Origin of the sequence: Methylobacterium sp. FF17, assembly GCF_025813715.1 — a bacterium.
Taxonomy (GTDB): domain Bacteria; phylum Pseudomonadota; class Alphaproteobacteria; order Rhizobiales; family Beijerinckiaceae; genus Methylobacterium; species Methylobacterium flocculans.
On sequence record NZ_CP107532.1, the window covers coordinates 4639573 to 4663896 of the forward strand.

Below are 24324 nucleotides of genomic sequence, written 5' to 3' on the forward strand. Positions count from 1 at the left end.
CCGTTGGACACACGGCCCCGTTCGCCACACGGCCCCGTTCGACACACGGACGCCGCTCGGAGCCGGGATCAGCGCGCCCGGGCGGGGCCGCGGGAGCGGCCGAGGCGCTCGGCGATGGCGATGCCGCCGATGACCAGCCCGAGCGCCAGGGCGTCGTGCCAGCGGAACGGCTCGCCCACCAGCAGGATGGCGAGGCCGGCCCCGAAGATCGGCACCAGGTTGACGAAGAGGCCCGCCCGGTTGGGGCCGATCAGCTCGACGCCCCGCATGAAGGCGAGCTGCGCCACCAGCGAGGGACCGAGCGCCACGAAGAGCACGATGACCCAGCCCTTGGCGGTCGGCCAGATCGTGTGGCCGAGCGCCCATTCGGCGTAGAGGGGCGGCAGCGAGGTGACGAGGGCGGAGAGGGCGACGGCGGTGAAGAAGCTCAGGCCCGAGACCCGCGGCCTGTGCGTGAGCGCCACGGTGTAGCCGGCATAGAGCAGGCAGGCCGCCAGCATGAGCACGTCGCCCCGGTTGAAGGCGAAGGTCGCGAGCACGCGCCAATCCCCGTGCGTCGCCGCCACCGCGGCGCCCGCGAGGGTCACGGCCACGCCGAGCGCCTGCGCCCCCGTCACCGCGACCCGGTGCACGGCGTAGTTGATGAGGATGACGAGGACCGGGATCGCGCCCTGGAACAGCGCGATGTTGATGCCGCTGGTGAACAGGCCGGCGGCGTAGAACAGGCTGGCATAGAGGGTGTAGCCGCAGGCCCCCATCAGCAGCACGTAGGCCCAGTGGGGCTTGAGCCGGCTCCATTCCGCCACGAGGCCGGCCCGCGCCGGCAGGGCCAGCGCGAGGCAGGCGAAGGCCCAGCGCAGGCAGGTGAGCACCTGGGGCGAGACCTCGCCGGCCGCCCACTTGCTCGCCACCACGTTGCCGCCCCAGAGCAGCATCGTGAAGACGAGGAGCGGGTAGGCCGCGGCCGCCTCACCGCCGGCGGCCGGCCTCTGCGGGACGCGCATGGGGCGGAATCTCCCTCGAAGGTGGTCCGGCACCGCGCCGGCGACCCGGAGCGGGATATCCCGCCGCGCGGCGCGGGGACAGGCCGCCCGGCGCAACGCCGCCATCGCGCGGCCGCGACGCGAAGGCCGCGAGGGAAAGGCCGCGACGCGGAGGCTGGGACGGAAAGGACGCGACGGAAAGGCCGGGACAGGACGCGCGCGCGGTATCGATTCTCCGCGCGACGTCCTATTCGGGACGTTCCGGCAGGTTCGTGACGCAAGTTCGTGGCGCAAATTCGCAGCCTGCGCCGGGGAACGCGGGCAAACCGCGCGAAGGGGAGGGGACATTCCGGTGACGTGGCGGATCCTTGTCCCCGCCGGCCTGCTCGTGGCCGGTCTTCTGGCGGCCGGCCTGCTCGCCCTCGTCGCGACGGAGCAGGGCGCGCGGCACCTCGCCGAGATCCGCGAGCGTCTGGAGCCGGCGCGGACGGGCCCGGCGCATCGGCCGGCCCCACGCGTCGCGGCGGAGGAGGGGCGCGCCGTGGTGCGGCTCTCCGCGCCGGAGCGCGCCCGCATCGGCGTCACCAGCGAGGCCCGGCCCGCCGCCGCCCACCGGGAGGAGCTGCAGGCCTATGGCAGCGTCCTCGACCTCGCCCGCGTCACCGACCTCACCAACGCCTATGCCAGCGCCAAGGCCGCGCTCCAGACCGCGCAGGCCCGGGCGGAGGTCTCGCGCAGCGCCCTGCAGCGGGCCAGAAGCCTCGGGCCCTACGCCACCACCGTGCAGCGCGAGGCCGCCGAGGGCACCTTCCAGACCGACCAGGCGGCGCTGGCGGCGGCGGAGTCGCAGGTGCGCACCCTCTCGGCCACCGCCCAGCAGGAATGGGGCCCGGTGATCGGCCGGGCCATCGTGGAGCGCGCGCCCGCCATCACCCGGCTCATCGAGCGCACCGACTTCCTGGTGCAGGTGACCCTGCCGCCGGGGGAGGGGCTCAAGGGCCCGCCGGCGGCGGCCTTCGCCGAGGTGCCGCCCCAGAGCGCCCGGGTGGCGCTGGCCTACGTCTCGCCCGCCACCCGCACGGACCCGCGCATCCAGGGCCTGAGCTTCTTCTACACCGTGCCGGGCGACAGCGGCTTCCTGCCCGGCATGAGCATGCTGGCCTTCCTCGCCGCCGACCGCAGCGTCACCGGCCTCAGCGTGCCCGAGGAGGCCGTGGTGCACTGGCAGGGGGCGGCCTGGATCTACCGGGCGGTGGGCCCCGACACCTTCGCGCGCCACCGGCTCCGGGCCGACCCGCCGATCTCGGCCGATTCCTACGTGGTGGAGGACCTGCCCGGCGGCACCGAGATCGTGCTCTCCGGCGCGCAGGCCCTCCTCTCCGAGGAGATGAAGGGCCAGAACCCGGCCTCGGGCGCCGTCGATGACGATTGAGGCCCCGCCCCATCGCGGGCCGCAGGCGGCCCTCGTCGCCTTCGCGGTGCGCTTTCGCGGCATCGTGCTGGCGCTCAGCCTGGCGCTCGCCGCCTACGGCCTCGGGGTGCTCGGCGACGCCCAGTACGACGTCTTCCCGGAATTCGCGCCCCCGTCCGTGGTGATCCAGACCGAGGCGCCCGGCCTCAACCCGGAGCAGGTCGAGGTGCTGGTGACGCAGCCGGTGGAGGTCGCGGTCAACGGCCTGCCGGGGGTGGTCTCGCTGCGCTCGAACTCGATCCAGGGCCTGTCGGTGATCACCGTGACCTTCGGGACGGGCAGCGACGTCTACCGGGTGCGCCAGCTCGTCAGCGAGCGTCTGAGCGCCCTCACCGGCCGGCTGCCGCAGGGCGTGCTGCCGCCCGCCATGACCGCGCTCACCTCCGCCACCAGCACCGTCCTGCTCGTCGGCCTGACCACGGACACGCGCTCCGACATGGACCTGCGCACCCTCGCCGACTGGACCCTGCGCCAGCGCCTGCTCGCGGTGCCGGGCGTCGCCCAGGTCTCGGTCTACGGCGGCGCGGTGCGCGCCCTCCAGGTGCAGATCCGCCCCGACGACCTCGTGCGCTTCAACATCGGCGTCAACGACGTGCTCGCCGCCGCGCGCAAGGCCACGGGCGTGCGCGGCGCGGGCTTCGTCGACACCCCGAACCAGCGCATCGCGCTCCAGACCGACGGCCAGGCCCTGAGCCCGGAGGCCGTCGCCCGCACCGTCCTCCTCAACGAGGGCGGGGCCAGCGTGACGCTCGCCGACGTCGCCACCGTGGTGGCCGCCGGGGAGCCCGCCATCGGCGCCGCCCTGGTGGAGGGCCGGCCCGGGGTGCTCCTCATGATCGGCGCGCAGTACGGCGCCAACACCCGCGCGGTCACCGCCCGGGTCGAGGCGGCCCTGGAGGACCTGCGTCCCGTCCTCGCGCGCGAGGGCGTCACCCTCCACCCCGACCTGTTCCGCCCGGCCGACTTCATCGCCACCGCCAACGGCCACGTGCTCCAGGCCCTCGGGCTCGGCGGCATCCTCGTGGTGGTGGTGCTGTTCGTCTTCCTGGCGGACTGGCGCACCGCCGTGATCTCGGCGCTGGCGATCCCGCTCTCGCTCATCGCCGCCGTGGTGGCGCTCCAGGCGCTGGGCCAGAGCCTCAACACCATGACGCTCGGCGGCCTCGCCATCGCCATCGGCGAGGTGGTGGACGACGCGGTGATCGGCGTCGAGAACGTGGTCCGGCGCCTGCGCGAGAACCGCCGCCTCGGCGCCCCGCGCCCCGAGGGGCGGGTGGTGCTCGACGCCATCCTGGAGGTGCGCACGGCGGTGGCCTACGCCACCGTCGCGGTGCTCCTCGTGTTCCTGCCCGTGCTCGCCCTCTCGGGCATCGCCGGGCGGCTCTTCGGCCCGCTGAGCCTCGCCTACATCCTCGCGGTGCTGGCCTCGCTCGCCGTCGCCCTCACGGTGACCCCGGCCCTGGCGATGTGGCTCCTCACCGGCCGGCGCGAGCGGGAGACCGGCGACCCGCCGGTGGTGCGCACCGCCCGGCGCCTCTATGCCGGCCTGCTCGTCCGGATCGACCGGCGCCCGCGCTTCGTGATGGCCGGCGGGGCCCTCCTCACCCTCCTGGGCGCGGCCCTGGTGCCGCTCTTCGGCTCGACCTTCCTGCCCGACCTGAAGGAGGGCCACCTCATCCTGCACATGGCGGCGGCCCCCGGCACCTCCCTGCGCGAATCGATGCGGCTCGGCACCCACCTCACCGCGGCCCTGAAGGAGATTCCCGGCATCCGGGCGGTCGCCGCGCAGATCGGCCGGGCGGAGGCCGGCCAGGACACCGCCGGCACCCATTACAGCGAGGTCCACATCGACCTCGAACCCGGCCTCGACGGGGCGGGGCAGGGGGCGGCCGAGGCCCGCATCCGCGCCCTGATGGCGGGGTTCCCCGGCGCCGCCTTCTCCCTCAAGACCTTCCTCACCGAGCGCATCGAGGAGACGGTCTCGGGCTTCACCGCCCCGGTGGTGATCAACGTGTTCGGCAGCGATCTCGCCGCCATCGAGGCGGCCGCCGGCGACGTCGCCCGCGAGCTCGCCGAGGTCCGGGGGGCCGTCGACATCCAGCAGAGTTCCCCGGCGGGGCTGCCCCAGGTCAATGTCGGCCTCAGGCCCAACGACCTGCGCCACTGGGGGCTCTCGGCCATCGAGGTGATGGAGGTGGTGCGCACCGCCTACCAGGGCGACATCGTCGGCCAGACCTATGCCGGCAACGCGGTCTTCAACGTCCTCGTCATCCTCGATTCGGCCACGCGCGGGCGGCTCTCGGCCCTGCGCGACCTGCCCTTGCGCGGGTCCGGCGGCCGGGTGGTGCGGCTCGCCCAGGTGGCGGACATCTACGAGACCGCCGGGCGCTACGCGGTCCAGCACGAGGGCGCGCAGCGCGTCCAGGCCGTCACCGCCAACGTGGCGGGCCGGGACGTGGCCGGCTTCGTGGCCGAGGCCCGCGCCAAGATCGCCCGCGCGGTCGCCCTGCCCCCGGGGACCTACGTGAGCTTCGCGGGCTCGGCCGAGGCGCAGGCCCGCGCCCGGCGCGACCTCCTGGTCTCGTCGGGGCTCGCGGGTCTCGGCATCGTGCTGCTGCTCGCCCTCGTCACCGGCAGCGCCCGCAACCTCATGCTGGTGCTGGTCAACCTGCCCTTCGCCTTCGTGGGCGGGGTGTTCGCCGTCCTCGCCACCGGGGCGGTGCTGTCGCTCGGCTCCATCGTGGGCTTCGTGACCCTGTTCGGCATCTCGCTGCGCAACACCATCATGATGATCGCCCATTACGAGCACCTCGTGGTGGCGGAGGGCCGGCCCTGGGACCGCGAGACGGCGGTGCTCGGCGCGGCCGACCGCATGGTGCCGATCCTGATGACCTCCCTGGTCACCGGCCTCGGCCTGCTGCCCCTGGCGCTCGGCGCGGGCGAGCCCGGCCGCGAGATCGAGGGCCCCATGGCCCTCGTCATCCTCGGCGGCCTCGTCACCTCGACGGTGCTGAACCTCCTCATCCTGCCGAGCCTGGCCCTGCGCTTCGCGCGCTTCGCCGGGCCGCGGGGCAGGGGGCCCGAACGGGTCTCCTGAGGGCGCCCCGCCCCCGTGACAGCCCCCCGCCGCCCCTCACGCGCCGGGGCGGATGCCGCGTTGGCGCGCGGCCGCGAACCGGCTTTACTCCGGCGGCCCGGACCGTCCGCTCCCCGGGTCCCGCCATCGCCGGACATCCCCATGCGCCGAACGCTCCCGCTGTTCCTCCTGACCGCGCCCTTCCTGGCCGGGCCCTTCCTGTCCGCGCCCTTCCTGGCCGCCCCCCTGGCCGCGGCGCCGATCGCCGCCCCGGCGATCGAGGGGCCGTCCCCGCCCGCCGCGACGCCGGAGCGTCCGGTCCCCATCCCGGTCATTCCCCTGACCCGGGTCGTGCCCAAGGGGGAGGCGCGGGGCATCGCCTTCTTCAGCTACCTCTATCCCGACTGCGCCTCGCAGGGGCCGGTGGTGGCGCGTATCCTGGAACCGGCGCGCCACGGCAGCGTGACCTTCGCCGACATCGAGTCCTTTCCCCGCTACGCCGCCGGATCGCCGCTCGCGGCCTGCGTCGCCAAGAAGGTGCCCGGCCTGCGGATGACCTACGAGACGCAGGACGGCTTCGAGGGCGTCGACAGCTTCCGCATCCTCACCATCCACCCGGACGGGACGGGGGCCGAGTACGCGGTGAAGGTCTGGGTGCGCTGAGGGGAAACCCGGCCCGGACAGGCCCGCCCGACCCCCGAAACGCCGTTCGCATAAGATATATTATGGAACCTCAGAGGGAGAATTCACGGGGAAGGGGGCTGCCGCACGGGCGTTCCCGCGCGGACATCCGGCGGAGAAATCCGGCTTGGAACGAACGCGCCTCGCGCGCACGTATCCTGCGCCCAACCCTGCCGAACCCATCGGGTGGATCGCGGGGCGGCGTCGGGGCAGGGCACGGGTCGAACCCGGCATTCACCCTCTCCGCTCACGCCCCGTTCACGCTCTCCGCTCACCCGCCGTTCACGCAATCCGGCACGAACCGGGGATGCCGGCCCGGAGCCGGTCGCGGCAGGCCGAAATCCGGGCTAAGCCCCCTCGCCTGCGTCACAATTCCAACGCATAATACATGATACCGGGCGCCCGAGCGGATGCCCGTCCGAGCCCGTCTTTCCCGAAGCGAACGCGATGCCGATCCTTGCACGCCCTTCCGCTGCCTCGCTCCTGGCCCTGCTGGCCTTCGGGACCGTCGCCGTCGCATCCGGCCTTCCGGCGCGGGCCCAGTCCGGTCCCGCGCGGCTGGCCCTGGCGCAGCCGGAGGCGGCCCCCGCCGCACCGGTGACGCGCGCCGCCGCGATTCCCCGCCGGGCGCTGGCCCGCCTCCCCCGCCTCGCCTCCCTGATCCAGCAGGGCAGCGCCATCCGCATCGTGGCCTTCGGCTCCTCCTCCACCGAGGGCTCCGGGGCCTCCTCGGCGGCCACCACCTATCCGGCCCAGCTGCAGCGCGATCTCGCCGCGCGGCTGAGCCTGATGGGCGCGGCCCCCACCGCCGTCACGGTGCTGAACCGGGGCAGGGGCGGCGACGATTCCGAGGCCATGGCCCGGCGGCTGGAGGGCGACGTGCTCGCCGACAAGCCGGACCTCGTGATCTGGCAGACCGGCAGCAACGACCCGATGAGCGGCGTCAGCGTCGAGCGCTTCACCGAGCTGACCCGCGCCGGCATCCTCGCCATGCGCGCCGCCGGGGCCGACGTGGTGCTGATGGACCAGCAATGGTGCCGCAAGCTCACCACCACCGAGGGCTCCGAGCGCTACGGCGTCGCCCTCCACGCCGTCGCCACCGAACTCAACGTGCCCGTCATCCGCCGCAACGCGATGATGCGGGCCTGGGCCGCCCAGGGGCTGCTCTCGCCCACCCAGATGATCGGCCCCGACGGCCTGCACATGACCGATGCGGGCTACGACCGCCTCGCCCGGGCCGCCACGGCGCAGCTCCTCACCAGCGCCGGCTTGGCCCAGGACGCCGCCACCCAGAACTGAGGCCGGGGGAGGCGGGGCACGGACCGCCCTGCCCCGGGATGCGGCATCCCTGAGACGCGCCCTCCCCTGAGGTGCGGTTTTTTCCCGAGCCAGAGTTTCTTCCCGAGGCCGGGTTTCTTCCCGAGAGGTCTCGCGCGGCTGCGACCTTGTCGGGCCGGGGGCGATGCGGCTAAGCGTCGGGCTCGCGCCCCAGGACGAACCGAGCCGCCATGCACGACATCCGCGCCATCCGCGAGAACCCGGACGCCTTCGACGACGCCCTGCGCCGGCGCGGACTGGCGCCGCTCGCGGCCGACCTGATCGCCCTGGACGACGCGCGCAAATCCGCGATCTCGGCCGCGCAGGGCAACCAGGAGCGCCGCAACGCACTGGCCAAGGAGATCGGCGGCGCCAAGAAGGCGCGGGACGAGGACCGGGCGCAAGCCCTGATGGCCGAGGTCGCCCGCCTCAAGGACGAGGCCCCGGCCCTGGAGGCCGCGCAGGCGCAAGCCGGCACGGCCCTGGACGAGCGCCTCGCCGCGATCCCGAACCGACCGAACCCGGACGTGCCGGAGGGCGCCGACGAGCACGGCAACGTCGAGTACCGCCGCTTCGAGGCCCACCGGCCGCAACTGGCCACCGGACAGCAGCATTTCGAGATCGGCGAGGCCTCCGGCCTGATGGATTTCGAGGCCGCGTCGCGCATGTCCGGCGCCCGCTTCGTGGTGCTGAAAGGCCAGCTCGCGCGGCTGGAGCGGGCGCTCGGGCAGTTCATGCTCGACCTGCACACCGGCGAGCACGGCTACACCGAGGTGGCGCCGCCCCTCATGGTCCGCGACGAGGCCATGTTCGGCACGGCGCAGCTGCCGAAGTTCCGGGACGATCAGTTCCAGGCGGGTGAGCACTGGCTCATCCCCACGGCCGAAGTCCCCCTCACCAACCTCGTCCGCGAGAGCATCCTGCGCGAGGAGGAACTCCCCTTGCGCTTCACCGCCCTGACCCCGTGCTTCCGGGCCGAGGCCGGCTCGGCGGGGCGCGACACCCGCGGGATGCTGCGCCAGCACCAGTTCAACAAGGTCGAGCTCGTCTCGATCACGACGGCGGAGCAGTCGGCCGACGAGCACGAGCGCATGCTGGGCTCGGCCGAGGCCGTGCTGAAGAAGCTCGACCTACCCTACCGGATCATGACGCTCTGCACCGGCGACATGGGCTTCGCGAGCCAGAAGACCTACGACATCGAGGTCTGGATGCCGGGCCAGGAGACGTTCCGCGAGATCTCGTCCTGTTCGGTCTGCGGCGACTTCCAGGCGCGGCGGATGAACGCGCGCGTGCGGGCCAAGGACGGCAAGGCGGTGAATTTCGTCCATACCCTCAACGGGTCCGGCGTCGCCGTGGGCCGCGCGCTCATCGCCGTGATGGAGAATTACCAGAACCCGGACGGCAGCGTCACCGTGCCATCGGTGCTCAAGGCCTATATGGGCGGGATCGACCGGATCGAAGGGGCCAAGAGCTGATGCGCATTCTCGTCACCAACGACGACGGCATTCACGCGCCGGGGCTCGAGACCCTGGAGGGGATCGCCCGCGCCATCTCGGACGACGTCTGGGTGGTGGCGCCCGAGACCGACCAGTCCGGCGTCTCGCACTCGCTCTCGCTCAACGACCCCCTGCGCCTGCGCCAGGTGGCGGACAAGCGCTTCGCCGTGAAGGGCACGCCCTCCGACTGCGTGATCATGGGGGTGCGCCACATCCTCAAGGACCACGGGCCGGACCTCGTGCTCTCGGGCGTCAACCGGGGCCAGAACGTGGCCGAGGACGTGACCTACTCGGGCACCATCGCGGCGGCGATGGAGGGCACCATCCTCAACGTGAAATCGATCGCCCTGAGCCAGGCCTACGGCGCCGGCGGCCGGGGCGCCATCAAGTGGCACTGCGCCGCCGAGCACGGGCCGGGGGTGGTCCGCAAGATCCTGGAGATCGGGATCGAGCCCGGCATCGTCGTCAACGTGAACTTTCCGGATTGCGAGCCGGGCGAGGTCCAGGGCACGGCGGTGGCGGCGCAGGGGTTCCGCAATCAGGCGCTGCTCGCCATCGACGCCCGCCAGGACGGGCGCGGCAACCCGTATTTCTGGCTGGCCTTCGCCAAGGCGACCTTCGAGCCGGGCCACGGCACCGACCTCAAGGCCATCGCCGAGAAGCGCATCTCGGTGACCCCCCTGCGCCTCGACCTCACCGACGAGCCGAGCCTGACCCGCTTCGCGCAAGGCTTCGCGCAGTAGGGGCTCTTTGGCGACACGCACGTCGTCCCTCCGGCGATGGGTGAGCAGCCCCGCGCCCCGGTGCGGGGAGAGGGGGCCGGGACGCAAGGCATGACGACCGAGAACGCGATCGAGGATGCCGCCTTCGTCATGGCCCTGCGCGGCCGGGGCGTGCGCGACACCGACACCCTGCGGGCCATGGAGCGGGTGCCGCGCGAGCGCTTCGCGCCGGCCCGGCACCGCGACCTCGCCCGACGCGACCTCGCGCTGCCCCTCCCCTGCGGCCAGACCATGACGGCGCCCACCACCGTGGCGGCGATGCTGACGGCGCTGGGCCCGCGCCCCGGCGCCCGCATCCTCGAGATCGGCACGGGCTCGGGCTACGTCACCGCCCTGCTGCTGCGCCTCGGCGCCGACCACGTCCACAGCCTCGAGCGCTACGCGACGCTGGCCGAGGATGCCCGCGACAACCTCCTGCCGGAGGACCGGCCGCGCGCCGCGATCCTCACCGGCGACGGCCTCGCCCCCGAAACCCTCGCGGAGGCCGGGCCCTTCGACCGCATCCTCCTCAACGGCACCGTCCCGGTGCTGCCCCCTCACCTGCCGGACCTGCTGCGGCCGGGCGGGCGCCTCGTGGCGGCGGTGGGGCGCCCGGAGGCGGCGGGGCTCGTCACCCTGGTGCGGGGGGCCGACGGCACCCTCGAGACCCGCTCCGGCTCGCCCCTGCGGCTGGCCCCCCTGACCCCGGGCCGCGCCCGCGTGCTCTGAGCCGCGCCCGCGTGCTCCAGGCCGCGCCCGCGTGCTCTGAGCCGCCGGGTGCCGGGACACGGTTCCCCGCGCCATCATTCGTGGCGCAAACGTGGTGAATCGGAACGGTCCCTTAACCTGAATCGGATTTGAATGACTGCATCAAGTTGCGTCAGGCAAACAGGTGCGTCGATGCGGGTTCGCGGGACTGGTCGAGGGTTGAGGACGCTGTCGCGTTTCGCGCTCATCGGCGTGATCGGAGGCGGTGCGGCCGCCTGTTCTTCGGATGCGTCCCGGCTGGGCGATCCCTTTGGTAATCCGTTCGCCTCGAATCTGTCGAGCGAGCCCGCCGCCACGGGCAGCCTGCCCGACGGCGAAATCGCCCCGGCGCCGGTGGTGCGCACCAGCCGCATCCAGTCCCAGGCGCTCGGCGCGCCCGGCGCGGCGATGTCGCCGCGCCCGATGGCCGCCGCGCCGGTCCCGGCCCGGCCGCAGACCACTCGCCTCGCCTCGACCGAGCCGGTCTCGGGGGGCATGGCCTCCAGTTCGGTCTCGGGCATGAACCCCGATGCCGGCCGCATGACCACCCGGGCGGTCCCCGCCGCCCCGGCCCCGAAGGTGATCGACCGCGCCGCCGAGAAGCGCGCCGCCGAGGCCCGTCGCGAGGCGGAGGCCCGCGAGGCGGCTGAAGCCAAGCGCGAGGCCGAGGCCGCCAAGCTCGCCGAGGCCCGCAGGCTGGTGGAGGCGAGCAAGGCCGCCGACGCGCGCAAAGCCGCCGACAAGGCCGCGGAAAAGGCCGCCGGCGCCGCCAAGCTCGCCGAGGCGAAGAGGACCGTGGAGGCCCGCAAGGTCGCCGACGCCAAGGCAGCCGACGCCGCCAAGAAGGCCCATGCCCGCCCCGGCCAGGCCGTCGCCAAGGCCGAGGACAAGCCGGTCCGCAAGATCGAGATCAAGGAGGCCAAGCTCGAAGCGAAGGCCGACACCGCCAAGGCCGATGCCGCCAAGAAGGCGGACGCGGCCAAGGAAGCGGCCAAGAAGGCGGCGGAGGCCGAGGCCCGGCTCGCCAAGGCGGACGCCGCCAAGGACGCCGCCCGCAAGGTCGCCGAGGCGAAGGCCGCCGAGGCCGCCGCCAAGGAAGCCGCCAAGGAGGCTGCCAAGCCCCCCGTGAAGGTCGCCGCCGTCGAGACCAAGCCGGAGCCCGCCACCACGAGTTCGGTCCCGGACCAGTCCTTCCGCTGGCCCGCCAAGGGCCGGGTGATCTCGGGCTACGGCTCCTCCGGCAACGAGGGCATCAACATCTCGGTGCCCGAGGGCACGGCGGTGAAGGCCGCCGAGGACGGCACCGTCGCCTATGCGGGCTCGGACGTGAAGGGGTACGGCAAGCTCGTGCTGGTGCGCCACTCCAACGGCTACGTCTCGGCCTACGCCCATAACGGCGAGCTCGACGTGCGCCCCGGCGAGAAGGTCAAGCGCGGCCAGACCATCGCCAAGTCCGGCGCCTCCGGCAACGTGACCTCGCCCCAGCTCCACTTCGAGATCCGCAAGGGCGCGACCCCGGTCGACCCGATGCCGCACCTCGCCAGCAACTGATCGTCAGGCGCGCGCGCCGACACACGGAACGGCGGTCCCCCGGGGCCGCCGTTTTCGTTTGGTGAAGCCCCCTCAGCGCCCGGTGCGCACCCGCGTCCAGCTCCGGGTGACGAAGCGCTGGGTGCGGTCGTCCCAGGCGGTGTTGCTGGAGAGGCGCTGCATCGTCGCCTCGTCCGGATAGATGCCCGGGTTGGCGAGGATCTCCGGCTTGACGAACTTCCGGGCCGCGCCGTTGCCGCTGGCATAGGCGACGAAGTTGGTGTTGGCCGCCGCCACCTCGGGCCGCATCATGTAGTCGAGGAAGGCGTGGGCCTCCGCCGGGTGGGGGGCGTCCTTGGGGATCGCGAAGGCGTCGAACCACATCAGCGCCCCCTCGCGCGGGACCAGGTAGGCGATCTCGGCGCCGTTCTTGGCCTCCTCGGCGCGCTTGCGGGCCTGCATCACGTCGCCCGAGTAGCCGACCGCGAGGCAGAGGTCGCCGTTGGCGAGCCCGTTGATGTATTCCGAGGAGTGGAACTTGCGCACCGAGCCGCGCACCTTGGACAGGGCGTCGGTGACCTGGCTGATGTCGTCCCAGCGCTTCGAATCCGGCTTGAAGCCGTAGAACGGCAGCATGCTGGGGATCAGGTCCTCGGGCGAATCGAGCAGCATCACCCCGCAATCCTTGAGCTTGGCCATCAGGCCCGGATTGAGGATGAGGCTCCAGGTGTTGAGGGGCTGGCTCGCCCCCAGGCGCTCGCGCACCAGGGCGAGGTTCACGCCGATGCCGGTGGTCCCCCACATGTAGTCCACGGCGTAGGTGTTGCCGGGATCGTAGGCGGCCAGCCGCGCGGCGATCTCGGGCCAGGCATGGACGAGGTTGGGAATCCGGCTCTTGTCCAGCGGCTGGAACACGCCGGCCCGGATCAGCCGCTGCAGGAACGGCCCCGAGGGCGTCACCACGTCGTAGCCCGAGCGCCCGGCGAGCAGCTTGGTCTCGAGGATCTCGTTGTTGTCGTAGGTGTCGTAGACGACCTTGATGCCCGTCTCCCGGGTGAAGGCGGCGAGCATCCCGGGGTCGATGTAGTCCGACCAGTTGTAGATGTTGACGACGCGCTCGCCGGCCGGCGCCTCGGCCCGGGCACCGGAGCCCGGCGCCAGGGCGGCGAGCGCCCCGGCGACGAGGAGCGCGCGGCGGGTGCCGGCTCGGATCATGCCTGAGCCTTCGCGGCCACCACGACGATCTCGACGCGGTATTCGGGGGCGGCGAGCTTCGCCTCCACCGTGGCGCGGGCCGGCGGGTTGCCCGGCTCCACCCAGGCGTCCCAGGCGGCGTTCATCTCCGCGAAGGTGGCGATGTCGGCCAGATAGATCGTAGCCGTGAGGATGCGGCTCTTGTCGCTGCCGGCCAGGGCCAGCAGGCGGTCGATCTCGCCGAGGATCTCCTGGGTCTGCGCGGTGACGCCGGCGCCCACCACGGTGCCGGCCACCTGACCGGCGAGGAAGACCAGGTCCCCGTGGGTGACGGCCTGGCTCATGCGCGGACCGGATTCGAAGCGCTGGATCGTCATGGTGCGGAATCGTGCCTCTTCGCGTGCCGCCCGACGCCCCCTGGCGCCCGGGTCCGGCGCTCCGCGTTGTGCCGTGCCGGGCCCCCGGGCGTAAAGGGGCCGGATGCCTGGACCGTCCGGGGCCAGTCGGTGCCGCTCGCGCGACAAAGTCACCTCTTGCAGCGCAACTCATCCCGTCGCTGCAGCGTTCTCGAATCGGGCACCAAAGCCAAGGCTACGAAGCCGAGGCAAGCAAGCCGGCCGGTTCGGCCAAGCGGGTCCGACCAGATCGGGTCGGCCGGATCGGTTCAGCCACGTTCGAGGATCAGCGCATGGGTATCATCTGGACCATCATCATCGGCTTCGTCGCCGGTGTCATCGCCAAGTTCATCATGCCGGGCAACAACGAGCCGTCCGGCTTCATCCTGACGACCATCCTCGGCATCGTCGGCGCGTTCGTCGCCACCTTCCTCGGCCAGGCGCTGGGCTGGTACGGGCCGAACCAGGGCGCCGGCCTCATCGGCGCGGTGGTCGGCGCCATCGTGGTGCTGGCGATCTACGGCTTCATCCAGGGCCGCCGCTCGACCACCACGCTCTGACACGGACAGGCCGGCGGGGAGACGGCGCAAGCCCCCTCCCCGCGACGGGGTGCTCGTTCCGGTCCGGTCATCCCAGGATGACCGGACGAGACTGGTCCAGAACCGTATCACGGGCTCGACACGAAGAAGGGCGCCTCCCGACGGAGGCGCCCTTCTTCGTGTCCGGTCGATTCCGGTGCCAGCGCGGATCCCGTGCCCCGCAAGGGGAGAGACCCGCGCCGATCAGGACCGACGCCCTCTCAGGCGTCGTGGGTCACGGCCTTGACGGCACAGTGGCCGGTGGCGCCCCGGATCGCGAGACCGGCGCCGACCACCAGGGCGGCGAGGCTGAGCCACTTGTTCGGACGGGGCTGCGCCGCCGCCGCCGCGATGCCGAGTCCGAGCACCACCGAGACGGCGCGCTCGGTGGTGGTGAGGTTCGGGGTGCCGCTGAAGATGTCGTGGATCATCGCGTTGGCCATGGGCAGGGTTCTCCGATGCTGCGTCGCGGGGCGAACGCGGCGGGCGGGGCGGCGTTCCACCGGCCATGGCCGGTGCGGTGCCGCTGCGGCACCGGGCCTCCTCAGCGCGCGCCGGGCAGGCGGACCTTGACGCCGGCCTTCTCGGCGGGCGCCGTCGCCTCCCCGCCCCAGCGCGTCGCGTCGATCCGCACCGTGCCCCAGCCGGTGGCGACCGCGATCGACAGGGGCAGCAGCAGGGTGCCGTCGGGCACGGGCGCGAAGCGCACGCGCAGGTCGTCGTTCTCGGCCATGCGCCGGACGTTGGGCCCCTGCGCCCGGTGGCCCGAGATCGGGACCCAGCGCACGCGGCAATCGAGGGCCGGGCCGCGATAGGCGCCCTCCGTCACCGTGACCACGCCACCGCGCGACAGCACGAGGTCGGCCCGCGTCGCCCCGTCGAAGACGGGGATGCGCCGGTCGCACAGGGCGGGGTACAGGGTTTCGGACTCAAGACGATCGGACTCCGGGCGATCGGCCTTCACACGATCGGCCTTCACGCGGGCGGGACCGAGGGGGACCATCAGCATGGTCAGGGGATCGACGACGCCGACCCGGTCCTCCGGCGCCACCGGGACCCGGTCCGGGCGCGGGGTCGGGGGCGGCTCCACCACGGCCTCGCGCACCCGCCCGCCGGCGAGATCCAGCGTCACCGCGATGGGCTTGCCGGCATAGCGGCTGTCGACCCGGAACGTCGCCGTCACCGCGCCGCCGCGCGCCCGCGATCCCGCGACCATGGCCTTGCCGGTGCCGTCGACGAAGAAGCCCGCCAGGCCGCGCAGGCCCGCCGCGAGTTCGAGCGCGTAGCGCTGCGCGTCGCGGTCGGGGGCGTGTTCGAGGCTCAGGGTCGCCTCGCCCACGCGCAGGTTCAGGAAGCTGAGGCTGTAGGTGATGGTGAAGCGCGGGGCGGGCGACGCACCGAGCGCCCGCGCGGGAGCGCTCCCAGCCGCAAGCCCGAGGAGCGCGAGCCCGAGGAGCGCGAGCAGTACGGGCCCGAGGCGTGCCGACCCAAAGAAAGCCGACTCGAGCGGGGCGAGCGCCGGGGAAGGTTTCAGGGCCTGCCCCGGGGCCGGACGCCGCGTTCCACCCCGGGAATGTTCAGGCCCGCGACCGGACACGGGGGTCATGCCTCAACCTCGCCTCGCGCGCTGCCCGGACGGATCCGATCGTCCAGGGCCTAGCAGCCCGGGGACCACCAATGATGCGTGCTTCGGCACCCCGCGCGGGCCGGCGCCCTCCCCCGGGGCGCAACGAAAAAGCGCGGCCCCCGGGGGACCGCGCTTCGTTCATTCGAAGATCGGTCTCCCCGGCGACCCGCCGGGGATCGGCCTCACGCCTCCTGGCGAGGTCCGCGCGCGCGGTCCTGCTCGGCGTTGCGCTCGGCCTTGAGCTTCTCGGTGAGGTCCTCGCCGGTCTCCTGGTCGACGACCTTCATCGAGAGGCGGATCTTGCCGCGGTCGTCCTGGCCGAGGAACTTGACCTTGACCTTCTGGCCTTCCTTGACGACGTCCGTGACCTTGGCGACCCGCTGGGCGGCGAGTTCCGAGATGTGGACGAGGCCGTCCTTGGCGCCGAAGAAGTTCACGAAGGCGCCGAACTCCATCGTCTTCACGACGGTGCCGTCATAGATCATGCCGACTTCGGCTTCCGCCACGATCGAGCGGATCCAGTTGTAGGCGGCCTTGATGGCCTTGCCGTCGCTGGAGGCGATCTTCACCGTGCCGGTGTCGTCGATGTTGATCTTGGCGCCGGTCTTCTCGACGATCTCGCGGATCACCTTGCCGCCGGTGCCGATCACTTCCCGGATCTTGTCGGTGGGGATCTGCATGGTCTCGATGCGCGGCGCGTACTCGCCGAGCTCGGGACGGGCGTCGGTGAGCGCCTTGGACATCTCGCCGAGGATGTGGACGCGGCCTTCCTGCGCCTGGTGCAGGGCGACCTTCATGATCTCCTCGGTGATCCCGGCGATCTTGATGTCCATCTGCAGCGAGGTGATGCCGGCTTCCGTGCCCGCCACCTTGAAGTCCATGTCGCCGAGGTGATCCTCGTCGCCGAGGATGTCGGACAGCACGGCATAGCGCTCACCCTCGAGGATGAGGCCCATGGCGATGCCCGCCACCGGACGGCGCAGGGGCACGCCCGCATCCATCAGCGAGAGCGAGGCGCCGCAGACGGAGGCCATCGAGGAGGAGCCGTTCGACTCGGTGATCTCGGACACGACGCGGATCGTGTACGGGAACTCGTGGGCCGGCGGCAGCACGGGGTGCACGGCGCGCCAGGCGAGCTTGCCGTGGCCGATCTCGCGACGGCCCGGGGAGCCCATGCGGCCGGTCTCGCCCACCGAGTAGGGGGGGAAGTTGTAGTGCAGCAGGAAGGTTTCCTTGTAGGTGCCTTCCAGCGCGTCGATGAACTGCTCGTCCTCGCCGGTGCCGAGGGTGGCGACCACGAGGGCCTGGGTCTCGCCGCGGGTGAACAGCGACGAACCGTGGGCGCGGGGCAGCACGCCGACCTGGGACTCGATCGGGCGCACGGTGCGGACGTCGCGTCCGTCGATGCGCGAACCGGTGTCGAGGATGTTCCAGCGCACGACCTTCGACTGCGCTTCCTTGAACGCGGCCTTGACCTTCTCGGGCGAGAACTTCTGCTCGCCTTCGGCCGGGCAAAGGGCCTCGATCACCTTCGCCTTCACGGCGTCGACGGCGGCGTAGCGCTCCTGCTTGACGGTGTTCTTGTAGGCGGCGCGCAGGTCGGCCTCGCAGACGTCGAGGACGGCCTTCTCCACGTCGCCGTTCTCGGGGGCCTGGAAGTTGCGCGGCTCCTTGGCGGCCTTCTCGGCGAGGCGGATGATCGCCTCGATGACCGGCTGGAAGTGCTTGTGGCCGAACATCACGGCGCCGAGCATGACGTCCTCGTCGAGCTCCTTGGCCTCGGACTCGACCATCAGCACGGCGTCCTGGGTGCCGGCGACGACGAGGTCGAGGGTGGAGGCCTCGAGGTCGGCCACGTGCGGGTTCAGGCTGTACTGGCCGTTGGTGTAGCCGACGCGGGCGGCGCCGATCGGGCCCATGAAGGGCACGCCGGAGAGCGTCAGGGCGGCGGAGGCCGCGACCATGGCGAGGATGTCGGGATCGTTCTCGAGGTCGTGGGTCAGCACGGTGACGACGACCTGGGTGTCGTTGCGCCAGCCCTCGACGAAGAGGGGGCGGATCGGACGGTCGATCAGGCGGGAGACCAGGGTCTCCTTCTCGGAGGGACGGCCCTCGCGCTTGAAGTAGCCGCCGGGGATGCGGCCGGCGGCGTAGGCGCGCTCCTGGTAGTTCACGGTGAGCGGCAGGAAGTCGATCCCGGCCTTGGGCTCCTTGCCCGAGACGACGGTGGCGAGCACCGAGGTCTCGCCGTAGGTCGCCATCACGGCGCCGTCGGCCTGGCGGGCGACCTTGCCCGTCTCGAGGACGAGCTTGCGGTCGCCCCACATCAGCTCTTCACGTTGTACGTCGAACATCTTCCAACCCTTCCTGCGGTCGGGCGAACCCGGCGCCGCCAGGGGCAAGATGGCGGGGAGCGCCGTTCGGCAACGCTCCCCGCGATCCTGTCCCCGACGCGTTCGCCTTCAAGTCGCCCGGTTTCTCGGGGGGCCGGACCCATTCCGGCAACCCGACCTGTCGAAACGCGGTCCCGGGCCGGGCCCGGAACCGCGTGAACGCCGTGCTTAGCGGCGGATGCCGAGACGCTCGATGAGGCTGCGGTAGCGGGCCTCGTCCTTGCGCTTGACGTAGTCGAGCAGCGAGCGGCGCTGCGAGACCATCTTCAGGAGGCCGCGGCGGGAGTGGTTGTCCTTGCCGTGGGTCTTGAAGTGGCCGGTGAGGTTAGTGATCCGCTCGGTGAGGATCGCCACCTGGACCTCCGGAGAACCGGTGTCCTTGCCGCCGTTCGCGTATTCCTTGATGAGCGCGGTCTTGCGCTCTGCCGTGATCGACATCGCAGTGCCTTTCGGTACGGGTGTTGGGGTCGGGCGGCCTCGTCGCGAGGGCCGCGCCACGCTCGGGGCTGGCCAGTGCCGGGATGTCGTCCAGCACGGTCGGGCCCACAAGCAGCTCATGCCCCGGCCCCGTCGGAACGGGTCGGAGCGGCGCGGACCATACACGAAACCCGGTGGGATGCCAGCCCTCAGGCCGCCGCGGCCGCGATCGCACCCACCGCGCGGATGTCCGCCGCCAGGGCCGCGACCCGGGCCGGGTCCGAATCCCAGGCGAACATGAAGCGCGCGCCGCCGCCGATGAAGGTGTAGAAGCGCCAGCCCCGCATCCGCAGGGCGTCGAGGTGCTCCGGCGCGGCGCGCAGGAACACCGCGTTGGCCTCCACCGGGAACATCAGGTCGAAGCCGGGCACGTCCGCCACCGCCTCCGCGAGGCTGCGCGCGCAGGCATTGGCATGGGTCGCGTGGGCGAGCCAGGCGCCGCCCTCCAGCACGCCCACCCAGGGGGCGGAGAGGAAGCGCATCTTCGAGGCGAGCTGGCCCGCCTGCTTGCAGCGATAGCCGAAATCCTCCGCCAGGGTGGGCTCGAAGAACAGGATCGCCTCGCCCGCCGCCATGCCGTTCTTGGTGCCGCCGAAGCAGAGGAGATCGACGCCGGCCCGCCAGGTCATGTCGGCGGGCGAGCAGCCGAGGCTGGCGCAGGCATTGGCGAAGCGGGCCCCGTCCATGTGGAGGCGAAGCCCCAGGGCCCGGCAGGTCCCGGCGATCGCGCGGATCTCGGGCAGGCTATAGAGCTGGCCGGTCTCGGTGGGCTGGGTGATCGTGACCACCCGGGCCTTCGGGAAGTGGATGTCCGAGCGGCCGGTGGCGACGCCCCGGATCAGCTCAGGGGTCAGCTTACCGTCGGGGCTCGCCACCACGAGGAGCTTCGAGCCGTTGGAGAAGAATTCCGGCGCGCCACACTCGTCGGTCTCCACGTGGGCCGAGGCCGAGCAGATCACGCTGTGGTAGGACTGGCAGAGGGAGGCCAGCGCCAGGGCGTTGGCGGCCGTGCCGTTGAAGGCGAAGAACACCTCGGCCGTGTCGGTCTCGAACAGGGTCCGGAACGCGTCCGCCGCCCGCTTCGTCCACGGGTCCTCGCCATAAGCCGGCATCGAGCCCCGGTTGGCCGCCGCCATCGCCGCCCAGGCCTCGGGGCAGATGCCGGCGTAGTTGTCGCTCGCGAATTGCTGGGGCTCGGGGGGTAGCGTGTCGGGCGTCATGGCGCGTTCTCGTCCGGTTCCGTCGCGCTTCAAGGGCGACCGGCACGGAATCGAGATGAGGCGAGGCCCGTTTGGTTGCCGGTCCGGCCACATCCCCACCGCTGTCCGGAGGGCGCCACCTTGCTCGGGCGAGCAGGTTGGCGTCGGGGCTCGCCCCGACTCTTGATGCGGCGCAACGGGTAGCAGAGCGCCGCGCCGGCGACAACACCGGCGGGCTAGACCTCTCGCCCTGTGCTCCGGCCGGGACTTCAGGGGTCGGCCCGGCGATCATCCGCATTTGTCCGTCGAGCACTTCGGCGTCGGGGCTTTGCGGCTGATATGAACCATGACGGCACATCTTTCTTCACCGATCGTGATTTCTGATTTTTCTGTACTCCACTTTCCTTTGGTTCCAACCGCATCCCTCAAAGTATACGAAACCTTACCCTTTGAGACCGTAATCCTGATTTCCTGTTCACGACAGTCCGAATTCTCATCGTAGAATTTATTTTGAAAAATTCGATCCTTCATAGGGCCAGTGATGATCAATTTATTTTTTTCAATTTTGCTGTCACCTGAATCGGTGATGTCTCGCGCGAATGCGGTCGATGGCCTCGACAGTCCGAGCGCCACCAGGAAGACAAATATAACGATGAAAATTTTGCTTCGTTCATAGTCACGAATATGACCGCGATCGACAATCCCTCCAGACAAAGCTGTCCGGATGGACCGCTTCTCTGTGCATGATACGAGAGTCAGGTTGGTTCGAAACCTGTTTTCGGGATGATCTCGAAAATCCCATCGGCGCCGTCACGGCGCTGACCGCCGGCCTGCTGCCGATCGACATCTTGGGCGAACGCGTAAGCATCGGGACGCTCCTCGCCTTGGTGGTCATCTGCGCCGCCGTGCCGGTGCTGCGCTGCCCCTTCCGGGTGCCCGCCCTGCCGGCGGCGGCGGGGCTCGGCATCCTGTCCCGCCTCGGACTGATGCGGGGCCTGCCGGCCGACACCTGGCTGCGCCTCGGCGCCTGGCTCGCCCTGGGGCTGGTGCTTTCTGCCGACTCTGGCCGCCGGGCGGCGCGGCGGCATCGATTGGCCACGCCGGGGTCCGTTCAGGCCCCGGCGCCCTGATCCCTGGGTTCAGTACTGGCGCGGGCTCGGGCGGCCGGAATAGCGGCGGCGCAGGTAGGACACGAGCTTGGGCAGCAGGAAGGCGACGAGGAGCTTGCGCATGAGGGTCTCCGGTTGGGGTGAGGCGGCCGCGGGGGCCGTCATATGGAGACCTAATGCGGGCGGGCCGCCTCCCGTTCCGGATCCGGGCGGGCGATCACCGCCTGCACGGCGTAGCCGCCGAAAAGCTGGCGCACCGTGGCCCGCGCGCCCAGGCCCGCCGCCACCCGCGCCACCGCCTCCGGCAGGCTGACGCGCGGCGTCACCGCGAAGGTGGCGAGCCAGCGGTTGAGGAGGGCGCGGGCCGGGCCCGGCAGACCCGCCTGGCCGCCGAAATCCACCACGTGGAGCTGTCCGCCGGGCGCGAGGTGGCCGGCGGCCTGGGCCAGCACCCCCTCCCAGGGCGGGATCATCGACAGGGCGTAGGAGATCACGATCCGGTCGAAGCTGTCCCGCCCGAACAGGGCGGCGGGGTCGAAGGCGGTCGCGTCCCCGCAGGCGAGGCGGATGCGGGGCCCGAGGCCGGCGCGGGCGATGCTGCGGGCGGCGGTGTCGAGCATCGCGGCCGAGACGTCGAGGCCGTGGCAGGCCGCGTCCGGATAGGTCCGGGCGATCCGCACGAGGTTGCGCCCGGTGCCGCAGCCGACCTCCAGCACCGCGCTGCCCGCCGGCACGGCGAGGTCGGCGATCACCCGGTCGCGGCCCAGCAGGTAGAACTTGCGGCTGGCGTCGTAGAGGTGGCGCTGGTGCCGGTACATCCGGTCCATCGCGCGCGCGGCGTCGCTCATGCGGCAGGGCTCATGCTGCAAGGCTCACGCGGGACGCAGGCGATAGAGGTGGAAGCCCCCGTAGATCGCGGAGCGGTCGCGGGCCTGGCCGGCGCGGCTCTCGGCCTCGGCGTAGTCCCAGGCGTTCAGGATCGCGTCCGGGATCCGGCCGGGCAGGCAGCGTTCGTCGGCCGCCGTGCGGAAGATAACCCGGGCGCCGGGCCGGGCGGTGCGGGTGATCTCGGTCCAGAGGGCGGTGAGGTCCGCGTCGCTCATCCAGTCCTGCGCGTCGAGGAGCACGTAGGCGTCGGCGCTGGCATCCGGGCTGGCGGCGAGGAACGCGGTCATCGATTGCTGGTGGTAGCCCACCCGCTCGGTCCGCTCCCGCAGGGCCTCGAAGTGCCGGGGCTGGAGGTAGGGCGGCAGCGCGGCCTCGGGGCCGGGCGCGTAGCCCCGGCCGAAGGCCTGCCAGGCGAAGTAGTTGTCGGCGAGGTCGAAGTCGCAGGCGAGGCGTTCCAGGCGGCCGCGCAGCGCCGCCACCATGCCGCCGGGATGGTCGCCGGCCAGCGCCGTGTACTGCGCCGGCGGGATACCGAGGCCGTAGAGGGAGGCGGGCCGCCGGATCAGCCAGCGCACGAGGCGCTTCTCGAACAGGGGAGCGACGTGCGCGGCGAACAGGGTGCGCTGCTCGGCCCGGTCGCGGGCCGTGAGCACGCGGGAGAGGTCGCAGCCGTAGAGCCGGGCCAGCCCGTGCCCGGTGCCGATGAAGCGCCCGAGCAGGCCGTGCCGGAAGACCCCCTCGGCGAAGGCGGCGATGCGCCGGCGCCCGTCGAGGCGCCGCGCCTCCCAGTAGGCCCGCGCGCTCGCGTCGAGGCCGGGGGCGATCTGCGCGTCGTAGGCCGCCACGTTGGCGGGCGTGTCGGCCCGCCCGAAGAAGCGCAGGTAGGCCGCGTGGTCGGGGAGCCGGGTCAGGGCCGCGAGCTTGAGGCGCCCGAGCGCGATGTGGGCGCCGTTGAGGTCGACGGCGCTGATCCGGGCCGGGTCGGCCGTGAGGTAGGACAGCACGTTGCAGCTGCCCGAGGCGATGGCGACGACGTGGTCCTCCGGCGTCAGCGCCAGGGCCTCCAGGTCGACGACGGGATCCTCCCAGATCTGCGGGTAGACGAGCCCGCTGAAGGCCAGGGTGAACAGGCGCTCGGCGAGCCCGGCGCGGGAGAGCGCCCGGCTGCGATGCACGGCGCGGGTGAGGCCGAGGCTGGTTTCGCGGCGGACCGCCCGGGCGGCTGACGTCATGCGGGCTCTCGGACTGTCCATCGGGGTCGATGGATGCCGCCCCTACGCGCCGCGCATGACCGGCCGGTGACAGGTCCGTGCCGGACGGCGGGAAGATCGTCACCGTGGCGGGAGCGCCCCGGAGCCGGATCGCCCCCGAACCCCGGCGATCCGGGAACGAATCGGCTCCCGGGCGCCGGTCGCGCGTCACAGGGTCGGCGTCACAGGTCCAGGGTCAGCGTCACCGGGGCGTGGTCGGAGGGACGCTCCCAGCCACGCGCGTGCCGGGCGACCGCGACATCGCGTACCGTGCCGGCGAGGTCGGGCGAGACCCAGGCATGGTCGAGGCGCCGGCCCTTGTCGGCCGCCGCCCAGTCCGGCGAGCGGTAGCTCCACCAGGTGTAGATCTTCGTCGGCTCGGGCACGAGCAGGCGGGCCGCGTCGACCCAGCCGGCCTCCCCCCGCAGGGTCTCCAGCGCCTGCGTCTCCACGGGGGTGTGGCTCACCACGTCGAGGAGCTGCTTGTGCGACCAGACGTCGTGCTCCAGCGGCGCCACGTTGAGGTCGCCCACCAGGATGGCCGGGCCGGCGGGCCGGCGCCCGCCCCAGGCGCGCAGTTCGGCGAGGAAGTCGAGCTTGTGCGCGAATTTCGGGTTGAGGTCGCGGTCGGGCACGTCGCCGCCGGCGGGCACGTAGAAGTCGTGCAGCGCGATGCCGGCGGCCTTGCCGGCCTCCGGCCCCAGCACCGCCGCGATGTGGCGCGCGTCCTGGCGCTCGCAGAAGGCCATCACCGCGCGGCCCAGCAGGGGGAAGCGCGAGAGGATCGCGACGCCGTTATAGCCCTTCTGGCCGGCGAACACGACGTTCTCGTAGCCCGAGCCGCGCAGGGCTTTCAGGGGGAAGGCGTCGTCCGGGCACTTCGTCTCCTGCAGGCAGAGCACGTCCGGCTGCTGCTCGGCCAGGAAGCGCAGCACCGAGTCGATGCGCAGGCGCACCGAGTTGATGTTCCAGGTGGTGACGGTGAAGCGCACGGCGTTCGGCTCGCGTGAGGCTGGAAAACGTTTAAAGGATCGGGCGCGCGACGGCGCGGCGGGTCGGCATAGACCGGATCGCCGCCGCCGTCGCCGGGGAAATGCCGCGCTCCGGGCGCCCGGATCCGTAGGGGGTCGGGGACGCCGCGCGCGAGATCGA

General features: G+C 72.2%; 22 protein-coding genes and 1 riboswitch. Of the genes, 10 read left to right on the forward strand and 12 right to left on the reverse strand.

Going from position 1 to position 24324, the window contains the following annotated elements; translation table 11 throughout:
- Window positions 1-68 precede the first annotated feature (68 nt).
- Window positions 69-1004, reverse strand: a complete 936-nt coding sequence (locus tag OF380_RS22245) for a DMT family transporter (RefSeq protein ID WP_264047673.1) — start codon at window positions 1002-1004, stop codon at window positions 69-71.
- Window positions 1005-1335: 331 nt separating this feature from the next.
- On the opposite strand from OF380_RS22245, the gene OF380_RS22250 reads away from it, so the two are divergent.
- From OF380_RS22250 to OF380_RS22285, 8 genes are all read left to right on the forward strand, one after another.
- Window positions 1336-2415 carry an efflux RND transporter periplasmic adaptor subunit gene (locus OF380_RS22250; RefSeq protein ID WP_264047674.1) on the forward strand — a complete coding sequence of 360 codons (1080 nt, stop codon included), beginning with the start codon at window positions 1336-1338 and terminating at the stop codon, window positions 2413-2415.
- On the forward strand, window positions 2405-5551 hold the full coding sequence (locus tag OF380_RS22255; RefSeq protein WP_264047676.1) for an efflux RND transporter permease subunit: 3147 nt from the start codon (window positions 2405-2407) through the stop codon (window positions 5549-5551). Before OF380_RS22250 ends, OF380_RS22255 begins: the two co-directional genes overlap by 11 nt.
- A 141-nt stretch (window positions 5552-5692) precedes the next feature.
- On the forward strand, window positions 5693-6193 hold the full coding sequence (locus OF380_RS22260) for a hypothetical protein (protein ID WP_264047679.1): 501 nt from the start codon (window positions 5693-5695) through the stop codon (window positions 6191-6193).
- A 465-nt stretch (window positions 6194-6658) separates the two neighbouring features.
- Window positions 6659-7510, forward strand: coding sequence for an SGNH/GDSL hydrolase family protein (locus tag OF380_RS22265; RefSeq protein ID WP_264047680.1), 852 nt, complete (start codon window positions 6659-6661; stop codon window positions 7508-7510).
- Between the two features lie 209 nt (window positions 7511-7719).
- Window positions 7720-9003: a serine--tRNA ligase gene (serS, locus tag OF380_RS22270; protein WP_264047682.1), complete on the forward strand. Its 1284-nt coding sequence runs from the start codon at window positions 7720-7722 to the stop codon at window positions 9001-9003.
- Window positions 9003-9767, forward strand: a complete 765-nt coding sequence (gene surE, locus OF380_RS22275) for a 5'/3'-nucleotidase SurE (protein ID WP_264047686.1) — start codon at window positions 9003-9005, stop codon at window positions 9765-9767. Before serS ends, surE begins: the two co-directional genes overlap by 1 nt.
- Before the next feature lie 90 nt (window positions 9768-9857).
- Window positions 9858-10514, forward strand: a complete 657-nt coding sequence (locus tag OF380_RS22280) for a protein-L-isoaspartate O-methyltransferase family protein (protein WP_264047689.1) — start codon at window positions 9858-9860, stop codon at window positions 10512-10514.
- A gap of 171 nt (window positions 10515-10685) precedes the next feature.
- Window positions 10686-12083, forward strand: a complete 1398-nt coding sequence (locus tag OF380_RS22285) for a murein hydrolase activator EnvC family protein (protein WP_264047691.1) — start codon at window positions 10686-10688, stop codon at window positions 12081-12083.
- 72 nt (window positions 12084-12155) lie between these two features.
- Here the strand turns inward: OF380_RS22285 and OF380_RS22290 are convergent, their stop codons facing one another.
- Together OF380_RS22290 and OF380_RS22295 are read right to left on the reverse strand one after the other, a co-directional pair.
- Window positions 12156-13277: a polyamine ABC transporter substrate-binding protein gene (locus tag OF380_RS22290; protein ID WP_264047693.1), complete on the reverse strand. Its 1122-nt coding sequence runs from the start codon at window positions 13275-13277 to the stop codon at window positions 12156-12158.
- Window positions 13274-13633: a RidA family protein gene (locus OF380_RS22295; RefSeq protein ID WP_264047695.1), complete on the reverse strand. Its 360-nt coding sequence runs from the start codon at window positions 13631-13633 to the stop codon at window positions 13274-13276. The genes OF380_RS22290 and OF380_RS22295 overlap by 4 nt, the downstream gene beginning before the upstream one ends.
- A 311-nt stretch (window positions 13634-13944) precedes the next feature.
- Between OF380_RS22295 and OF380_RS22300 the strand changes: the two genes are divergently transcribed.
- The gene (locus tag OF380_RS22300; RefSeq protein ID WP_244009251.1) at window positions 13945-14211 is read left to right on the forward strand and encodes a GlsB/YeaQ/YmgE family stress response membrane protein; all 267 of its coding nucleotides are present in this window, start codon (window positions 13945-13947) and stop codon (window positions 14209-14211) included.
- 239 nt (window positions 14212-14450) lie between these two features.
- On the opposite strand, the gene OF380_RS22305 is transcribed toward OF380_RS22300, so the two are convergent.
- The 6 genes from OF380_RS22305 to OF380_RS22330 form a co-directional block, all read right to left on the reverse strand.
- Complete coding sequence (locus OF380_RS22305) at window positions 14451-14672, reverse strand: YgaP family membrane protein (protein ID WP_264047700.1); 222 nt, start codon at window positions 14670-14672, stop codon at window positions 14451-14453.
- Window positions 14673-14773: 101 nt separating this feature from the next.
- The gene (locus tag OF380_RS22310) at window positions 14774-15835 is read right to left on the reverse strand and encodes a DUF3108 domain-containing protein (protein WP_264047702.1); all 1062 of its coding nucleotides are present in this window, start codon (window positions 15833-15835) and stop codon (window positions 14774-14776) included.
- Between the two features lie 203 nt (window positions 15836-16038).
- On the reverse strand, window positions 16039-18210 hold the full coding sequence (pnp, locus tag OF380_RS22315) for a polyribonucleotide nucleotidyltransferase (RefSeq protein WP_264047704.1): 2172 nt from the start codon (window positions 18208-18210) through the stop codon (window positions 16039-16041).
- 207 nt (window positions 18211-18417) lie between these two features.
- A complete protein-coding gene (gene rpsO, locus OF380_RS22320) occupies window positions 18418-18687 on the reverse strand; it encodes a 30S ribosomal protein S15 (RefSeq protein ID WP_264047706.1) in 270 nt (89 codons plus the stop codon).
- 188 nt (window positions 18688-18875) lie between these two features.
- Window positions 18876-19946 carry a threonine aldolase family protein gene (locus tag OF380_RS22325; RefSeq protein ID WP_264047707.1) on the reverse strand — a complete coding sequence of 357 codons (1071 nt, stop codon included), beginning with the start codon at window positions 19944-19946 and terminating at the stop codon, window positions 18876-18878.
- A gap of 61 nt (window positions 19947-20007) precedes the next feature.
- Window positions 20008-20120, reverse strand: a riboswitch (SAM-I-IV-variant riboswitch).
- A gap of 93 nt (window positions 20121-20213) precedes the next feature.
- Window positions 20214-20639, reverse strand: a complete 426-nt coding sequence (locus OF380_RS22330; RefSeq protein ID WP_264047709.1) for a hypothetical protein — start codon at window positions 20637-20639, stop codon at window positions 20214-20216.
- Window positions 20640-20773: 134 nt separating this feature from the next.
- Between OF380_RS22330 and OF380_RS22335 the strand changes: the two genes are divergently transcribed.
- Entirely contained in the window at window positions 20774-21055 is a 282-nt protein-coding gene (locus tag OF380_RS22335) for an amino acid permease C-terminal domain-containing protein (RefSeq protein ID WP_404810492.1), read from the forward strand.
- Between the two features lie 152 nt (window positions 21056-21207).
- On the opposite strand, the gene OF380_RS22340 is transcribed toward OF380_RS22335, so the two are convergent.
- The 3 genes from OF380_RS22340 to OF380_RS22350 form a co-directional block, all read right to left on the reverse strand.
- Complete coding sequence (locus OF380_RS22340) at window positions 21208-21882, reverse strand: class I SAM-dependent methyltransferase (protein ID WP_264047711.1); 675 nt, start codon at window positions 21880-21882, stop codon at window positions 21208-21210.
- Between the two features lie 24 nt (window positions 21883-21906).
- Window positions 21907-23154 carry a DUF3419 family protein gene (locus tag OF380_RS22345; protein WP_264047714.1) on the reverse strand — a complete coding sequence of 416 codons (1248 nt, stop codon included), beginning with the start codon at window positions 23152-23154 and terminating at the stop codon, window positions 21907-21909.
- Between the two features lie 200 nt (window positions 23155-23354).
- On the reverse strand, window positions 23355-24164 hold the full coding sequence (locus OF380_RS22350; protein ID WP_264047716.1) for an exodeoxyribonuclease III: 810 nt from the start codon (window positions 24162-24164) through the stop codon (window positions 23355-23357).
- Window positions 24165-24324: the final 160 nt, after the last annotated feature.

Coding starts and splice junctions, on each gene's coding strand:
- OF380_RS22280 (WP_264047689.1), top strand. CDS start 9,858: ATGACGACCGAGAACGCGATCGAGGATGCCGCCTTCGTCATGGCCCTG.
- OF380_RS22290 (WP_264047693.1), bottom strand. CDS start 13,277: ATGATCCGAGCCGGCACCCGCCGCGCGCTCCTCGTCGCCGGGGCGCTC.
- OF380_RS22295 (WP_264047695.1), bottom strand. CDS start 13,633: ATGACGATCCAGCGCTTCGAATCCGGTCCGCGCATGAGCCAGGCCGTC.
- OF380_RS22340 (WP_264047711.1), bottom strand. CDS start 21,882: ATGAGCGACGCCGCGCGCGCGATGGACCGGATGTACCGGCACCAGCGC.
- OF380_RS22325 (WP_264047707.1), bottom strand. CDS start 19,946: ATGACGCCCGACACGCTACCCCCCGAGCCCCAGCAATTCGCGAGCGAC.
- OF380_RS22345 (WP_264047714.1), bottom strand. CDS start 23,154: ATGACGTCAGCCGCCCGGGCGGTCCGCCGCGAAACCAGCCTCGGCCTC.
- OF380_RS22265 (WP_264047680.1), top strand. CDS start 6,659: ATGCCGATCCTTGCACGCCCTTCCGCTGCCTCGCTCCTGGCCCTGCTG.
- OF380_RS22255 (WP_264047676.1), top strand. CDS start 2,405: ATGACGATTGAGGCCCCGCCCCATCGCGGGCCGCAGGCGGCCCTCGTC.
- OF380_RS22310 (WP_264047702.1), bottom strand. CDS start 15,835: ATGACCCCCGTGTCCGGTCGCGGGCCTGAACATTCCCGGGGTGGAACG.
- pnp (WP_264047704.1), bottom strand. CDS start 18,210: ATGTTCGACGTACAACGTGAAGAGCTGATGTGGGGCGACCGCAAGCTC.
- OF380_RS22245 (WP_264047673.1), bottom strand. CDS start 1,004: ATGCGCGTCCCGCAGAGGCCGGCCGCCGGCGGTGAGGCGGCCGCGGCC.
- OF380_RS22305 (WP_264047700.1), bottom strand. CDS start 14,672: ATGGCCAACGCGATGATCCACGACATCTTCAGCGGCACCCCGAACCTC.
- OF380_RS22285 (WP_264047691.1), top strand. CDS start 10,686: ATGCGGGTTCGCGGGACTGGTCGAGGGTTGAGGACGCTGTCGCGTTTC.
- surE (WP_264047686.1), top strand. CDS start 9,003: ATGCGCATTCTCGTCACCAACGACGACGGCATTCACGCGCCGGGGCTC.
- serS (WP_264047682.1), top strand. CDS start 7,720: ATGCACGACATCCGCGCCATCCGCGAGAACCCGGACGCCTTCGACGAC.
- OF380_RS22300 (WP_244009251.1), top strand. CDS start 13,945: ATGGGTATCATCTGGACCATCATCATCGGCTTCGTCGCCGGTGTCATC.
- OF380_RS22260 (WP_264047679.1), top strand. CDS start 5,693: ATGCGCCGAACGCTCCCGCTGTTCCTCCTGACCGCGCCCTTCCTGGCC.
- rpsO (WP_264047706.1), bottom strand. CDS start 18,687: ATGTCGATCACGGCAGAGCGCAAGACCGCGCTCATCAAGGAATACGCG.